We start from the raw sequence: 15,313 nt of genomic DNA on the forward strand, positions 1-15,313 counted from the left end.
CAGGATAGGCGCAGCCACGTCAAGGATCAGGAGCAGAACCCATGCAGGCTCAGACCCGGCGGGTCGCCGTCATCGGCGGCAACCGCATCCCGTTCGCCCGTTCGAACTCCGTCTACTCCGACGCCTCCAACCAGGAGATGCTGACCGCCGCCATCGACGGCCTCGTCACGCGCTTCGGGCTCGAGGGCGAGCAGGTCGGGGAGGTCGTCGCCGGTGCGGTGCTCAAGCACTCGCGCGACTTCAACCTCGCCCGCGAGTCGGTGCTCGGCTCGAAGCTGGCGCCCACCACGCCGGCCACCGACATCCAGCAGGCCTGCGGCACCGGCCTGCAGGCCGCGATCCAGGTCGCGAACAAGATCGCCCTCGGCCAGATCGAGGTCGGCATCGCCGGCGGCTCCGACACCACCTCCGACGCGCCCATCGCGCTGGGGGAGAACCTCCGCAAGGTCCTGCTGCAGGCCAACCGGGCGAAGGACCTCAAGGGTCGTCTCGCGGCCCTCGCGAAGATCCGTCCCGGCGACATCGTGCCGACGATCCCGCAGAACGGCGAGCCGCGCACCGGCCTCTCCATGGGCGACCACCAGGCCCTCACCGCGCTGGAGTGGCAGATCAGCCGCGAGGCCCAGGACGAGCTGGCGGCGTCGTCGCACCAGAAGCTGGCCGCGTCGTACGACGCCGGCTGGCAGGACGACCTGATCACCCCGTTCCGGGGCGTGGAGCGCGACACGAACCTCCGGGCCGACTCCACCGCCGAGAAGCTGGGCAAGCTGAAGCCGGTCTTCGGCCGGGGCGAGGCCGCCACCATGACGGCCGGCAACTCGACGCCCCTCACCGACGGTGCCTCCGTCGTGCTGCTGGCGTCGGAGGAGTGGGCGAAGGAGAAGGGCCTGCCCGTCCTCGCGTTCCTCACCGGCTACGAGACGGCGGCCGTCGACTACGTGCACGGCGGCGAGGGCCTGCTGATGGCGCCGGCCTACGCGATGCCGCGGATGCTGGAGCGCGAGGGCCACGCCTTCGGCGACTTCGACTTCTACGAGATCCACGAGGCCTTCGCCTCCCAGGTGCTCTCCACGCTGGCGGCCTGGGAGGACCCGGTGTTCTGCAAGGAGCGTCTCGGGCTCGACGCACCCCTCGGCTCCGTGGACCGCGCCAAGCTCAACGTCAAGGGCTCGTCGCTGGGTGCGGGGCACCCGTTCGCCGCGACCGGCGGCCGGATCATCGCCAACGCCGCCAAGCTGCTCGCGGAGAAGGGCTCCGGCAAGGCCGTCATCTCGGTCTGCGCGGCCGGCGGCCAGGGCGTGACCGCGATCCTCGAGCGCCCCTGACCCCACGCGTCCCGTCCGCACGACCGGGCCGGCGGTCTCCCCTGGGGGAGGTCGCCGGCCCGGCTGCGTACGGCGGGTGCGTACGGCGCGTCAGCGGGTGGTCGCGAGCGCCAGCGCCGAGGTCACCATGTAGGCGCGGACCTGCTCGGTCGAGATGCTCGAGACGGTCGGGATGCCGGGCGCCGCCTCCTTGACCAGGATGCCGACGCGGGCCAGCTGGAGGGCGCCGAGGCCGCTGGCGTAGAGCGTGTTGGAGAGCAGGATCGGGTCGGCCACGGTGAACTCGCCGGACCGCACGCCGTTCTCCAGCACTCCGCTCAGCACGGCCAGGCACCCGGAGATGCCGCGTCCGAGGCGCAGGAGCGCGCTCTCGCTGATCTCGTCGAGCAGCTCGGTGCCGGTGCGTCGCATGAGCGTCTGGGCGCAGTCGACGAAGGCCGGGTAGGCCATGCCGTAGTCGATGAAGGCGCTGACGACCGCCTCCAGGCGGACGGCGGCCGTGCCCTCGGTGGCCGCACCCCCCGCGAGCGCCTCACGGAGCTCGTCGAGATAGCCGACGAGGGTGAGGGCGAAGAGCTCCTCCTTGCCCGTGAAGTGCCGGTAGACGATCGCCCGGTTGATGCCGACGGCGCGGGCGACGTCCTCGATCTGTGCGTCGCGCACGCCCCGCTCGTCGAACAGCTGGCGGGTGGCCTCGAGGATCTCGCGCTCACGCGCCCGGCGGCGGGACGCGGCCGCCGAGCGCCGGCGGTCGGTCGGGCCGTCGGCGGCGGCGCCGCTCGCGGTGCCCGTGCTGCGGCCGGCGGGGTCGGGCGCTACCGAGGTCATGCGGGGCATCGTAGTGCAACACGCAGTTGCACAGTCGTTGCACACGCGTCTGTCGGCGGCGCCGACTACCGTTCCGTGCCATGGGCGGGCAGGTCGGCGAGGAACGGGTGTGGCGTCCCGGGTGGGCGTGCCCCGTGGCGACGGTGCTGCGCCAGCAGCGGCACGGGGCCGGCGACCCGACCTACGCGATCACCTCCGACGGCGCGCACTGGCGCACCTTCCGCACCCCCCTCGGCCCGGCCACGGTGCGGGTCCGTGCGCGGCCCGCGGCGGGCGAGGTCGTCGCCCGGGCCTGGGGCGACGGTGCCGCGTGGCTGCTCGACGCACTGCCCGGCCTGCTGGGCGCCGACGACGACGTGGCCGGCTTCGTGCCCCACCACCCCCAGGTGGCCGAGGCCTGGCGACGCTTCGGTGCGTGGCGACTCGGCCGCAGCGGCCTGGTGATGGACGCGCTGGTGCCCGCGGTGATCGAGCAGAAGGTCACCGGGCAGGAGGCGTTCCGGGGCTACGCCGCCCTCGTCCGGCGTCACGGCGAGCCGGCGCCGGGCCCGACCGACGGGCCGCGGCTGCACGTGGCCCCGACGGCCGCCGCGGTCGCCGCGGTGCCCTCCTGGGAGTGGCTGGCACTCCACATCGATCCGGCCCGCTCCCGCACGCTTGTCACCGCCGCCCGCGTGGCCGACGGCCTGGAGAGGTCGACCGGTCTGCCGTCCGCGGAGGTCGACCGGCGCCTGCGGTCGGTGCGGGGCATCGGGGTGTGGACGTCCGCGGAGGTGCGGCGTCGCGCCCACGGCGACGCCGACGCCGTGAGCTTCGGCGACTACCACGTGGCGAAGGACGTCGGCTGGGCCCTCACCGGCACCCCGGTCGACGACGACGGCATGGCCGAGCTCCTCGAGCCCTACCGCCCCCACCGGGGCCGGGTGCCGGAGCTGCTCGCGATGGCCGGGCTGCACCGCCCGCGCCACGGCGCCCGGATGGCGCCCCGCGCCCACCTCCCGGCGACCGGTCGCGCCTGGCGCCGGCCCGCGCCCTGACCGCCGGTACGGTCCCCGACGCCTCCGTGTTCGGTGCACAGGTGCTCACCCGTCTCGGGTTACCGGTCGGTATGGCCTTGTGACCTGCGTAACCCTATGGTGAACCCTGCGTTACCCCAGTGAACCGCTTGAGGGAGTGGAACGGAGTCCAACGTGTGTCGTCGTCGTGCAGTGCCGTCGGTGTCGATCCGACGCCAGGTCCCCCGTGGGACCGGGCGTTCGGTGACGGCTTGAGCACGTCCGCGACCGACCGCTTCCCGACCGGCGCGGTGAGCCTGCCGTCCGCCGCCCTGCTGGACGCCCTCCGCGCGACGCCTGACGCTGCGCTGCTCGAGGCCCTCACCGGGCCCGACGGGGCGCGGCTCGTCGGACGCCTCCTCGATGTCGTGGTCGCGCACTCCACCACCGACACGTACGACGGTCCCGAGGTCGTCCTCCGCTTCGAGCTGGAGCGGCGCGGAGCCCTGGTGCACACCGCGTCGCTGCTCGTCGACCGGGGCGGCGTGGTGGTGCTGGGGGGCGAGGTCCGTCCCTCCGCCCGTGCCCGACGCGTCACGATCCGTACGAGCGTGCTCCGGTTCGCCCGGCTCGTCACCGACGAGCGCGACGCGGTCCTCGAGCTGCTCGCCGGTCGCCTCACGCTCGTCGGCGAGGAGATCGCCGTCCTCGCCGCCGGCCGGGTGCTGCGGGTGCCCGACCGCGTGGCCCCGCTCGTCGACCCGGGCGCGCTCGACCCGGTGGCCGTCGCCACCGTGCTCCGGGGCGTCCCCACCGACCAGCTCCGCGCGGTGATGACGGGCCCCTTCCGCCCCGTCGTGCTCGACGAGGTCTTCCGGCGGCTGCCGGAGCACCTCAGCCCCCGGGTGCCGAGCCGGCTCCGGGTGGCGGTCGTCTTCCGCCTCGCGGGCGCGCCGGGCGGCGGTCACGACCGGTACGTCGTCGAGCTCGCCGACGGCGTGGCCACGACGTACCCCCTGGTCGGCCCCGCGGGTGCCGACGAGAGCGTCGATCAGCACCGCGACGCCACGATCACCTGCAGCGGCGAGGACTTCCTGCGAGTCGCCACCGGCCACCTCAACCCGCTGACGGGGGTCCTGCGCGGCCTCCTGCGGGTGCGGGGCGACCGGGCGAAGGCCCTCCTGCTCAGCTCCGCCATCGACATCCCCCGTCCGAGCTGAGGAGCCCGACGTGTCCGCAACCAGCCGCGCCGTCCCCGGCCTCGCTCTCGTGAGCGACCTCCGGGGTCGATTCCAAGCCGGCATCAGCACGACCGGGGCGATGATCATCCTGGCCATCGAGGCCACGCGAGCGATCTTCGTCGACATCGTGCAGCGCAAGTTCTCCTGGCAGGAGGCGCTGTTCCAGGCGTGGTTCATGACCAAGGTGTCGCTCCTGCCCACCATCATGGTCGCGATCCCGTTCGGCGTGATCGTGTCGGTGCAGATCGGCGGGGTCGCCAACCAGATCGGTGCCATCTCCTTCAGCGGCGCCGTCAACGGCATCGGCGTGCTGCGCCAGGGCGCGCCCCTGGTGACCTCGCTGATGATCGCGGGCGCCGTCGGCTCCGCACTCTGCTCCGACATCGGCGCGCGCACGGTGCGCGAGGAGGTCGACGCGCTGCGGGTGATGGGCATCAACCCCGTCAACCGGCTCGTGGCGCCCCGGCTCTTCGCGGCGATCGTGGTGGCGCTGCTGCTCAACGTGATCGTCGCGGTCACCGCCATCGCCACCGGCTACGTGCTCAACGTCGGCGGCGGCAACGTCAGCTCCGGCACGTACCTCGGCTCGTTCGTCTCGTTCGCGCAGCCGACCGACCTGCTGCTGGCCGAGTTCAAGGCGGCGATCTTCGGCTTCATCGCCACGATCGTGGCCGCCCACAAGGGCTTGGGCGCCTCCGGCGGCCCGAAGGGCGTCGCCGACGCGGTGAACCAGGCCGTGGTGCTGAGTTTCATCCTGCTGTCCGTCGTCAACGTCGGGCTCACGCAGGCCTACGTCATGCTCGTGCCGCAGCGGATCGCGTGAGGGGAACGACCATGGCTTCCAAGCTGCTCTCGGGCCCGACCGACGGGCTCGCCCGCATCGGTGACTTCGTGACCTTCGCGGTGCGCGCCGTCCTGGCGATCCGCTACACGCTGGTGCACTACCGCAAGGAGGTGCTCCGCCAGCTGATGGACATCAGCTGGGGGTCCGGCGCGATCATCGTCGGTGGCGGCACGGTCGGGGTGATGGTCCTGCTGTCGCTGTCGGCCGGGACGTCGCTGGGCATCGAGGGCTTCAACGGCCTCGAGCTCGTCGGTCTCGCGCCCCTCACCGGCTTCGTCTCCGCCTCCGTGAACACGCGCGAGCTCGCGCCGCTGATCGCCGCGCTGGCCCTGGCCGCGCAGGTGGGCTGCCGCTTCACGTCCCAGCTCGGCTCGATGCGGATCCACGAGGAGATCGACGCGCTCGGCGTCATGGCGGTCCACCCGCTGCGCTACCTGGTCACCACCCGGGTGCTCGCGTCGATGTTCGCGATCCTCCCGCTCTACCTCATCGGCCTCATCGGGTCGTGGATCGCGTCGCAGCTCGCGGTCGTCGTGGTGTTCGGGCAGTCGTCGGGCACCTACGAGTACTACTTCGACATCTTCATCTCGGGTCGGGACGTCTTCTTCTCGATGGTGAAGATCGTCGTGTTCGCGCTGCTCGTCTCGCTGATCCACTGCTGGTACGGCTTCAACGCCGGCGGCGGACCGCAGGGCGTGGGGGAGGCGACCGGCCGCGCGATCCGCGCGAGCATCGTCGTCGTCGTCCTCATGAACATGTTGCTGACGTTGGCGTTCTGGGGCAACGACCCCGGCTTCCGGATCACGGGGTGAGGCGCGCATGAAGATCATGGAGCTCCTGAGGGGCAACAGCCGCGAGCCCGGCCGGGCCACGCTCGCGATCCGCGGCGTCATCGGCATCGCCGTGATGGCGGTGGTGGTCGGGCTGCTGGTGCTCGTGGGCCGAGGTGCGTTCCTCGAGCGCTTCGACGCGACCGTCCTGCTCGACAACGCGGGCGGTTCCCTCGTCGAGGGTGCCGACGTGAAGTACGACGGCGTCGTCGTCGGCCAGGTGCGCAGCATCGGCTTCGGCGAGCCGATCGAGACCACCGCGGGCCGGCCCAGCATCGAGCTCGGGGTGCAGTTCGACCCGGAGATCTCGAAGGACCTGCCCGACGACGTGATGGCCCGGGTCCTGCCCGCGACCGTGTTCGGCACCTCGTTCGTCGAGCTCGTCTCGGCCGGCACGGGCGACGGCCTCCTCTCGGAGGGCCAGACGATCGCCCAGGACACCACCGAGGAGACGCTCGAGCTGCAGCAGGTGCTCGACAGCATCGACAGCATCGTCACGGCCCTCGGCCCGGCGGACCTGGCCACGACCCTCCGCAACCTCTCGCAGGCCCTCGACGGCAACGGCGAGCAGCTGGGGCAGACGATCGAGCGGCTCGGCGGCTACCTCACCGAGCTGAACCCCGAGTTCCCCCAGGTCCGGCGCAACCTCGAGCTGCTCTCGAGCAACCTTGAGGCGTTCGAGCAGTACGCCCCGGACCTGTTCGCCGCCACCGACGACGCGCTCGTGGCCGCCCGCGCCCTGATCGAGCAGGAGCAGGACTTCACCGCCCTGGTCGCGAACGGGTCGGGCACATTCGACGACACGAAGGCGCTGCTCGACGAGAACGAGCAGGCGCTGGTCGACACGCTGCTGCGCACGGCGGTCGTGGTCGACGTCCTCTACGACGAGCGGGACCAGGTCGTGACCGCGGTCCTCGCCGCCGCCGACATGGGAAGGGCCTTCACCGAGGCGATGAGCTACGGCCGCTACCTCCGGATCGACGCCAACCTGGTCCTCACCGGGCCCCGCCCGTACGGCGCGGCGGACTGCCCGCGCTACGGCGACCTCGCCGGCGGGGGGTGCTGACGTGACCGGGCTCAAGTCCACCCTCGTCAAGTTCTCGATCTTCGCCCTCGTCGCGGTCGTCCTGTTCGTGGGGCTGTTCCGCATGATGACCAACACGGTCGGGGGAGACACCCGCGAGTGGACCGCCGAGTTCACCGCGGTCAGCGGCCTGCGCGAGGGCGACGACGTCCGCGTCGCGGGCGTCAAGGTCGGCCGCGTCGAGAAGGTGCGGCTCGGCGACGAGAACCAGGCCATGGTCACGTTCTCCCTGCGGGAGGACCAGGAGGTGTACGCCGCGACCGAGGTCGCGCTGCGCTACCAGAACCTCCTCGGCCAGCGGTACCTGGCGCTGACCGCGCCGGCGGAGGACCGCGGCGACGTGCTCGACCCCGACGACGTGATCGGTCCCGACCGCACCTCTCCCGGGTTCGACCTCACCGTGCTGCTCAACGGGTTCGAGCCGCTGTTCCGCATCCTGGAGCCGGCGGAGATCAACGAGCTCGCCTCCAACATCGTCGCGGTCCTGCAGGGGGAGTCCGGCACCGTCGAGTCGCTCCTGCAGAACACCGCCGAGGCCACCAGCTACCTCGCCGGCAAGGACGAGGTGTTCGGCCAGGTGCTCGCCAACCTGACCCCGGTGCTCCAGAACCTCGAGGAGCAGTCCGACAACTTCGACGCCACCGTGGTGCAGCTGCGCGACCTGCTCACCGGGCTGGCGGCCGAGCGCGAGACCTTCGCGAACTCGATCGACAACCTCGGCAGCCTCGTCGACTCGACGTCGGCGCTGCTCACCGACATCCGGGCGCCCCTCGCCCGCGACGTGGCGAGCCTGCAGAGCACGGCCGCGCTCCTGGCCCGCGAGCAGGACCGCGTGGCCCGCACGGTGGAGTCGCTGCCGCTCCTGCTCGGTGGCTACGGCCGCTCGATGTCGTACGGCGCCTACCTGAACATCTACATCTGCAACCTCGGTGTCGAGGTGCTCGGAGCGACCGTGTGGGTCCCCGGACCCGCCGGCCCGTACTCGGAGGCGTGCCAGTGAGCAAGAAGAAGAAGTTGAGCCTCGGCAACGTGAGCCGCTACAAGGTGGGCCTGATCGGCTTCGCCGTGCTGGCGTTCATCGCTGCGCTGATCGGGGCGGCGTCCGGACTCTCCATCGGCACGAAGACCTACTCGGCGATGCTCGAGAACACCGGCGGTCTCCGGGTCGGCGAGGAGGTGCAGGTCGCCGGCGTCGGCTCCGGCGACATCACGGGCATCGAGCTCGACGGCCAGGCCGTGCGGGTGACCTTCACCATCGACAAGGCCATCGACCTCAACGCGGACACGCGTGCCGAGGTGAAGGTCGCGACCCTGCTCGGCACCCACTACCTCCTGGTGACGCCGGCCGGCGAGGAGGACCTCGCCGACGACACGATCCCGGTCGCTCAGACGCGCGTGCCCTACAACCTCCAGGACGTGATCGACGACGGCATCGGCGAGCTCGGGGAGTTCGACACGGTGGGCATCGAGCAGTCGCTGGCCCAGCTGACCGAGACCCTCGGTGTCGCCGGCGACGACCTGGGCCCGGCGCTCGACGGTGTGGAGGCCCTCTCCGGCGTCGTCGTGGAGCGCTCCGGCCAGCTCGACACGCTGCTGGGTGCGGCGCGCCAGGTGACGCGCCAGCTCACCGAGTCGACGCCGGACCTGATCACGCTGATGGAGCAGGGCGACCTGATCCTCGACACCCTCCGTGTACGGCGCGACGCCATCCGGCAGCTGCTCACCGACATGGAGGAGCTGGGCACCCAGCTCGCGGGCGTGATCCAGGACAACGAGGCGGCGGTGCAGCCCACGCTGCGCGACCTCGACGTCACGGTCGCCGTGCTGGAACGGCACGAGGACACGCTCAACCGGGCGCTGGAGATGCTGCCGGCGACCGCCACCTACTTCACGAACTCGTCCGGCACCGGACCGTGGCTGGCGCAGTACGCGCCGGGTGCGCTCCCCGACAACCTGGAGTGCGTCATCGAGAGGGTGTGCGCGTGATGAGCGAGACCTGGACCCCGAGTCGTACGCGACGGGTGCGATCGACCGCGGCCGGCCTGCTGGTCGGCGCGCTCCTGCTCGGCACCGGCGGCTGCTCGGCCTCCGATGACGGCAGCCTCACGGTGACCGCGGAGTTCGCGACCACGTCGGGCCTGTTCGTCGGCAACGAGGTCGGCGTGCTCGGCGTGCGCATCGGCGAGGTCACCGAGATCGAGCCCAAGGGCGAGATCGTCGAGGTGACGCTGCGCATCGACGACGGCCAGACCCTGCCGGAGACCGCCGGCGCCGTCGTGATGTCGCGCTCGGTGGCGACCGACCGGTACGTCGAGATGACCCCCGCCTTCGAGGAGGGACCGCGGCTGGCCGACGGCGCACGCATCCCGCTCGAGCGCACCCGCACCCCGATCGAGTTCGACGAGGTGCTGGAGACGCTCCGCACCTTCAGCGACGGCCTGCGCGGGCCCGACGGCAACGCCGACACGCTCAACCGGCTGCTCGAGGTGGGCGCCGGGACGCTGTCGGGGCGTGGCCAGCAGTTCAACGACACCATCGTCCAGTTCGCCGCGGCCGCCGAGGCGCTCTCGGGCAGCAGCGACGACGTGGCGGGCACGATCACCGACCTCGACGCGCTGACGACGATGCTGGCCGCCAACCAGGAGACGATCAACCAGTTCCTCGAGAGCGTCACGGACGCCACCGAGCTGTTCTCCGAGGAGCGGGAGAACTTCGGCGACACCCTCGTGGCCCTCAGCGACGCGCTCAACCAGCTCGGCCAGTTCTCGGTCGACAACCGGTCGGCGATCGTCAACACCTCGCGCGGCCTGACCCGCGTGGTCGAGAACCTGATGGAGCACCGGACGGAGCTCGAGCGCACGCTCGAGACGCTGCCCCTGGCCTTCGAGAACGTGGGCAACACGGTGACCGACGACAACCGGGTGCTCGTGAAGCTGCCGCCTCAGTACTTCTCCCCGGTGCAACCGGTGACCGAGGCGCTCTGCCAGACCCTGGCGGCGCTGCCGCTCGACGTCTGCGCGCAGCTCGGCACGAGCCCCGACCTGCTGTCGCTCCTCGACGACCTGGGCGAGCTGCTGGGAGGGCTGGGCGGATGACGACGACGATCCTCGGGCGCACGAGCGCCTCCCGTCCGGCGCGGTTGCGTCGACGCGCCGTGCAGCGCGCGGTCGTGCTGGCGATGGCCGTCGGTGTCGTCGGTGCCGGCTGCAGCGTGGCCGACCCGCTGCGCCCCACCGTGGTCAGCGCGGGGCAGTACACGCTGAGCGCGACCTTCGAGGACGCCCTCAACCTCCCGTCGGGGGCCACCGTGAAGCTCGGCGGCGTGCCCGTCGGCCGGGTCGTGGAGATCGTCCCGGACGACTACCGGGCCAAGATCACGATGGCGATCGACGAGGAGGTCGAGATCCCCGAGGGGTCGACCTTCCGGCTGCGCTACACGACCGCGCTCGGCGAGGTGTACGTCGAGGTCACGCCGGCCGAGGGGGGCACCACGATGATGGCCGAGGGCGACGTCGTGCCGGCCGAGGGCACCTTCGTCGCGCCGACCGTCGAGGACGGGCTGGCGTCCGCCTCCCTCCTCGTCAACGGCGGCAACCTGGGCCAGATCCAGACGATCGTGAGCGAGCTCAACACCGCGCTCGACGGTCGGGTCGGAGCGACCCGCGGGCTCCTCGAGCAGACGGACGTCTTCCTCGCGGAGGCGCTCGCCTCCACCCAGGAGATCGACCGCGTGCTCGACGCCCTCGTGAGCGCGTCGGTCACGCTCGACGAGCGCGAGGAGACCATCAACCGTGCGCTCACGGACCTGCGGCCGGCCGCCCGGACGCTGACCGAGAACACCGACGAGCTGGCGACGCTCCTGCGGAGCGCCGACGGCCTGGCGATCACGGCCGACGGCCTCGTGCGCCGTACCCGTGAGGACCTCACGATGATCGTCGACGAGCTCGGGCCGGTGCTCGACACCGTGCTCGCGGCCGAGGACGACCTGCTGCCCGCCCTCGACGACCTGGCGACCTTCGCCGCGACGCTCGACGACCGCGTGCCGAACGACTACCTGAACCTGTACTTCAAGCTCAGGGTCACGTCGGTGCTCAGCTCTCCGCTGCCGGGCCTCGAGGACCTGCTCGGCGGCTCGATCCCCTCGGAGACACCATGAAGCGCCTGCTGCCCGACAAGCTCTGGCTGAGCGTGATCGGCCTCGTCGCCGTCTTCGCGCTCAGCGTGAGCTACCTCCTCACCGAGGTGCTCAACCTGCCCCTCACCGGGAGGCCCGACCAGATCTCGGTCGAGCTGCCCCGCACCGGCGGGCTCTTCGAGGGCTCGGCCGCGTCGTACCGCGGCGTGCGGGTCGGCACGGTCGACCAGCTGCGCGTCAACCCCGACGGGGGCGTCACCGCCACCGTGAGCCTCTCGGGGGGCGCGGAGATCCCGTCGTCCTCCGAGGCCCAGGTGCGCAGCCTCTCGCCGGTCGGCGAGCAGTACCTCGACTTCCGGCCCGAGACGGCCGACGGCCCCTACCTCGCGGACGGCGACACCATCGGGGCCGAGGCCGTGGACGTCCCGGTCTCCTTCGCGGAGACCGCCGACAGCCTCAACGGCTTCATCGAGGTCATCGACGAGGACGAGCTGCGGGTCGTGCTCCGCGAGCTCGGGGCGGCCACCAACGGGGTCGGCGACGACCTCGACACCCTCCTGAACGCCACCGACAACCTCTCGGCGACGCTCGACGAGGTGCTCCCGGAGACGCAGCGCCTGCTCGACAACGGCGAGACCGTCGGCGAGCTGCTGGAGGCCAACCAGCCCCGGCTGGAGCGGTTCTCGGCCGCGGCGCGCACGCTCGCGTCGTACCTGCGCAGCTTCGACCCGACGTTCCGGGAGGTGCTGCGCCGGGCCCCGGGCGACTTCGCGAACGTGAGCCTGCTCGTCAACGACCTGAGGCCGGTGCTGCCGCCGCTGCTCACCCAGCTCGAGGCCGCGGGCGACGTGGTCTACGACCGGGAGCCGCACCTGCGGGCCACGCCCGACGCCATCACCTACGGCATGACGAGGTTCGCGAGCGCCTTCGAGGACGGCTGGCTCAACGTCGACCTCTGGCTGCAGGGCGCGGAGGAGTGCGACTACCGCGACTTCCGGGCCGACCCGCGCGTCGGCGAGCGCGAGGAGCTCTACCTCGACGGCACCTGCGCCGTCGACGGGCCCGTGCGCCGGGGCGCCCAGAACGCCCCGCCGGCGCTCGACCGCTGACGTCCAGCGACCGTCCCGTCGACGCCCCTCGTCCCGCGCTCAGCGGCGACGAGGGGCGTCGGGCTGCACCCGCAGGGTCGTGAGCGCGGTCGCCAGCATCCGGTAGTGGCCCACGAGGAGCAGCAGCTCGATCGTCGTGCGGTCGCCGAGCTCGGCGTGCACGCGCGACCAGGTCGCGTCGCCGAGGTCCTCGGTGGCGTGGAGCTCGTCGGTGGCCTCGAGGAGCAGGCGGTCGCGGGCCGACCAGCCGTCGGCGTCGGGCCCGGCGGTCACGCGCTCGATCTCGGCGGCCCCGAGCCCGGCACGGCGCGCCAGACGGCGGTGCTGCGTCAGCTCGTACTCGTTGCCGGCCAGGGTCGCCACCCGCAGGATGACGAGCTCGGTCTCCCGTCGCGGCAGCCGACCGCCCGGCATGAGCCGGCCCGCGAAGTGGAGCCAGCCGCGGAACAGGCCGCGGTGACGACCGAGCGTGAGGAAGACCGCGGGCGGCCGGGTGCCCGTCACCCGGCCGGCCGCGTGGGCGAACGCCCAGGTGACGAGGCCGACGTCCCGACGGCCGCCGGGCGTGATGCGGGGCGCGGGGGAGTCCGGGAGGTTCACGACGCCTCCGTCCGACGGGCGGCCTCGACGTCGGGCAGGGCCCGGTTGGCGGCGTACCCGAAGCCGCGCATCGCGAGGGCGTACGCCGGCGGGCAGAGGCGCTGGAGCAGGTGGACCAGCCGGATGTCGGCCGACGTGTAGACCCAGTAGCGGCGGCGGCGGACCCCGTCGAGGATCGCCTCGGCCGCCTGCTCGGCGGTGACCGCGTGGCCCCGGAAGCGGCCGAGCAGCCGGCGGAAGCGGGGGGTGGACGTGTCGACGCCGGCGATGACGACGGTCTCGGTGAGCGGGGTCGCGACCCCGCCCGGGCAGACGAGGCTGACGGCGATGCCGTGCTTGGCGAGGTCGAAGCGGAGCACCTCGGAGACGCCGCGGAGCCCGAACTTGCTGGCGCTGTAGGCCGCGTGCCAGGGCATGCCGATGAGGCCGGCGGCCGACGAGACGTTGACGAGGCTTCCGCCCCGCCCCGCGTCGACCATCGGGGGCACGAGAGTCTCGATCACGTGGATCGGCCCCATCAGGTTCACGTCGACGAGGCGCCGCCAGTGGTCGTGCTCGAGCGAGCGGACCGTGCCCCAGGCCGAGATGCCGGCGATGTTCATGACGACGTCCATCGCGCCGTACGCCGCGGTCAGCCGCCCACCGAGGGCGACCACGGCCGCGTGGTCGGACACGTCGGCGGGCTCGACGTGGCCCACCGCGCCACCGCGGGCCCGTACCTCCGCGGCGACGGTCTCGAGCGGCTCGGCGTGCAGGTCGGTGAGGTGGACGCGGGCGCCCTCGGCCGCGGCCAGCAGGGCGGTGGCCCGGCCGATGCCGCTGGCGGCGCCGGTGAGGAAGACCTCGGCCCCGGACAGGCTCCGGGGGCGTCGGATCGAGGGGAGCATGCGGCGGCCTCCTGGGCGGTACGCGGCCCCGGGCCGCAGTGACGTGACAGGCGTTGTCACAGCGTGTCACAGATCACCGACCCGTGGCGGCCCGCCACGGACGAGCCTCAGAGCAGCGGGCGCAGGGGGGCGAGCACGAACTCGGTGAACTTGCGGTGGGCGGAGCGGGCCTCCCACTCGTCGCTGCGCAGCTCCCACGAGTGGCCCTGGTCGGTGCGGAAGATCTCCTCGAGGGTGGCCGCCATCCGGGAGTCGATGACCTCGACGTTGATCTCGTAGTTGCCCTGGAGGCTCAGCCGGTCGATGTTCGCGGTGCCCACGGTCGACCAGCTGCCGTCGATCGTCGACGTCTTGGCGTGCACCATCGCCTCCCGGAACCGGAAGATGCGCACCCCGGAGTCGAGCAGCTGGGAGAAGTAGCCGCGGGAGATCCAGTCGGCCACGACGTGGTTGGACTTGTGGGGGAGCAGGATCCGCACGTCCACGCCCCGGGAGGCGGCGCGGCGCAGCGCGTCGACGATGTCCTGGTCGGGGATGAAGTACGCGTGGGTCATCCAGATGTTCTGGGTGGCCCGGTCGATGGCCTCGAGGTACATGGAGCGGATGGGGAACATCCACAGGCGCGGGATGTTGCGGTGGAACCGGATGCGCGGCTCCCAGACCGACGCCGTCTCCAGCAGGAGCGGACGCTCGCTCGCGCGGAAGCGCTTGTGGCGGTGGAGGTTCCAGAAGTCGGCGAAGGTGCGGGTGAGGTCCCAGACCCCCGGGCCGGTGATGCGCACGTGCGTGTCGCGCCACTCGGTCGCGTACGGCGTGCCGATGTTGTAGCCCCCGACGAAGCCGGCCTCGTCGTCCACCACGAGGATCTTGCGGTGGTCGCGGCCGTAGCGGCGGAGGTCGAAGACACGCCAGCCGGCGTTGTAGACCGGGTAGCGGATGACCTTGATGCCGGGCGGGAAGTGCTTGAAGCGCGGGGAGACGACGAGGTTCGCGAAGGCGTCGTAGATGCAGTAGACCTCGACGCCCCGGGCCGCGGCGTCGGCGAGCGCCTTCTTGAACTGCTCGCCGACCTCGTCGCCCTTCCAGATGTAGGTCTCCAGCAGTATGCGGCGGCGCGCACCGGCGATCGCGGCCAGCATGTCGTCGTACAGGTCCTGGCCGTAGGTGTACGTCGTGATGCTGCCGTCGCCGATGTCGACCGTGGAGGGCGCCGTCGTGGGGAACGGCTTCGGCTTCTTGCCCCGGCGCCGGTAGGAGTCGACCAGCGTCATGCCGATCGCGAGCGCGAACTGCACCACGAAGATGCCCAGCAGCGTCCGTCGCAGCATCCGGAGGATACGGTCGGCCGAGGCGCTGCGAGGACTCACGGGGACAACCTACCGACCGGTGCGACCCCGGGCAGCCGGTGACGGCCACGTCGGCCGACCACCCGACA

At 72.1% G+C, this 15,313-nt stretch carries 15 protein-coding genes; 11 read left to right on the forward strand and 4 right to left on the reverse strand.

Annotation, left to right across the window (positions count from 1 at the left end; genetic code table 11):
• Positions 1 to 41 precede the first annotated feature (41 nt).
• Complete coding sequence (locus tag K329_RS0109810) at positions 42 to 1,325, forward strand: acetyl-CoA C-acetyltransferase (RefSeq protein WP_028472899.1); 1,284 nt, start codon at positions 42 to 44, stop codon at positions 1,323 to 1,325.
• A gap of 90 nt (positions 1,326 to 1,415) precedes the next feature.
• On the opposite strand, the gene K329_RS25935 is transcribed toward K329_RS0109810, so the two are convergent.
• Positions 1,416 to 2,153: a TetR/AcrR family transcriptional regulator gene (locus tag K329_RS25935; RefSeq protein WP_043642953.1), complete on the reverse strand. Its 738-nt coding sequence runs from the start codon at positions 2,151 to 2,153 to the stop codon at positions 1,416 to 1,418.
• Between the two features lie 80 nt (positions 2,154 to 2,233).
• On the opposite strand from K329_RS25935, the gene K329_RS0109820 reads away from it, so the two are divergent.
• From K329_RS0109820 to K329_RS0109865, 10 genes are all read left to right on the forward strand, one after another.
• Complete coding sequence (locus tag K329_RS0109820; protein WP_028472900.1) at positions 2,234 to 3,190, forward strand: DNA-3-methyladenine glycosylase family protein; 957 nt, start codon at positions 2,234 to 2,236, stop codon at positions 3,188 to 3,190.
• A 230-nt stretch (positions 3,191 to 3,420) separates the two neighbouring features.
• A complete protein-coding gene (locus K329_RS29485; protein ID WP_052336674.1) occupies positions 3,421 to 4,368 on the forward strand; it encodes an SCP2 sterol-binding domain-containing protein in 948 nt (315 codons plus the stop codon).
• Positions 4,369 to 4,378: 10 nt separating this feature from the next.
• The gene (locus tag K329_RS0109830; RefSeq protein WP_245596509.1) at positions 4,379 to 5,212 is read left to right on the forward strand and encodes an MlaE family ABC transporter permease; all 834 of its coding nucleotides are present in this window, start codon (positions 4,379 to 4,381) and stop codon (positions 5,210 to 5,212) included.
• An 11-nt stretch (positions 5,213 to 5,223) separates the two neighbouring features.
• Positions 5,224 to 6,045 (forward strand): MlaE family ABC transporter permease, encoded by an 822-nt coding sequence (locus K329_RS0109835; RefSeq protein ID WP_052336676.1) that lies wholly within the window; start codon positions 5,224 to 5,226, stop codon positions 6,043 to 6,045.
• Positions 6,046 to 6,052: 7 nt separating this feature from the next.
• Positions 6,053 to 7,129 (forward strand): MCE family protein, encoded by a 1,077-nt coding sequence (locus tag K329_RS0109840; protein WP_028472903.1) that lies wholly within the window; start codon positions 6,053 to 6,055, stop codon positions 7,127 to 7,129.
• 1 nt (position 7,130) lies between these two features.
• Positions 7,131 to 8,147: an MCE family protein gene (locus K329_RS25945; RefSeq protein WP_043642955.1), complete on the forward strand. Its 1,017-nt coding sequence runs from the start codon at positions 7,131 to 7,133 to the stop codon at positions 8,145 to 8,147.
• The gene (locus K329_RS0109850) at positions 8,144 to 9,133 is read left to right on the forward strand and encodes an MCE family protein (RefSeq protein ID WP_028472904.1); all 990 of its coding nucleotides are present in this window, start codon (positions 8,144 to 8,146) and stop codon (positions 9,131 to 9,133) included. Before K329_RS25945 ends, K329_RS0109850 begins: the two co-directional genes overlap by 4 nt.
• Positions 9,133 to 10,242 (forward strand): MCE family protein, encoded by a 1,110-nt coding sequence (locus K329_RS25950; protein ID WP_157571668.1) that lies wholly within the window; start codon positions 9,133 to 9,135, stop codon positions 10,240 to 10,242. Before K329_RS0109850 ends, K329_RS25950 begins: the two co-directional genes overlap by 1 nt.
• Complete coding sequence (locus K329_RS0109860; RefSeq protein WP_028472905.1) at positions 10,239 to 11,303, forward strand: MCE family protein; 1,065 nt, start codon at positions 10,239 to 10,241, stop codon at positions 11,301 to 11,303. Before K329_RS25950 ends, K329_RS0109860 begins: the two co-directional genes overlap by 4 nt.
• Positions 11,300 to 12,391 carry an MlaD family protein gene (locus tag K329_RS0109865; protein WP_028472906.1) on the forward strand — a complete coding sequence of 364 codons (1,092 nt, stop codon included), beginning with the start codon at positions 11,300 to 11,302 and terminating at the stop codon, positions 12,389 to 12,391. Before K329_RS0109860 ends, K329_RS0109865 begins: the two co-directional genes overlap by 4 nt.
• A 39-nt stretch (positions 12,392 to 12,430) precedes the next feature.
• On the opposite strand, the gene K329_RS0109870 is transcribed toward K329_RS0109865, so the two are convergent.
• From K329_RS0109870 to K329_RS0109880, 3 genes are all read right to left on the reverse strand, one after another.
• The gene (locus tag K329_RS0109870; RefSeq protein WP_028472907.1) at positions 12,431 to 12,991 is read right to left on the reverse strand and encodes a carboxymuconolactone decarboxylase family protein; all 561 of its coding nucleotides are present in this window, start codon (positions 12,989 to 12,991) and stop codon (positions 12,431 to 12,433) included.
• Positions 12,988 to 13,878 carry an SDR family oxidoreductase gene (locus tag K329_RS0109875; RefSeq protein WP_043642959.1) on the reverse strand — a complete coding sequence of 297 codons (891 nt, stop codon included), beginning with the start codon at positions 13,876 to 13,878 and terminating at the stop codon, positions 12,988 to 12,990. Before K329_RS0109875 ends, K329_RS0109870 begins: the two co-directional genes overlap by 4 nt.
• Before the next feature lie 107 nt (positions 13,879 to 13,985).
• A complete protein-coding gene (locus K329_RS0109880; RefSeq protein ID WP_043642962.1) occupies positions 13,986 to 15,206 on the reverse strand; it encodes a phospholipase D-like domain-containing protein in 1,221 nt (406 codons plus the stop codon).
• Positions 15,207 to 15,313: the final 107 nt, after the last annotated feature.

It is taken from the genome of Nocardioides alkalitolerans DSM 16699 (assembly GCF_000426525.1).
GTDB lineage: Bacteria > Actinomycetota > Actinomycetes > Propionibacteriales > Nocardioidaceae > Nocardioides > Nocardioides alkalitolerans.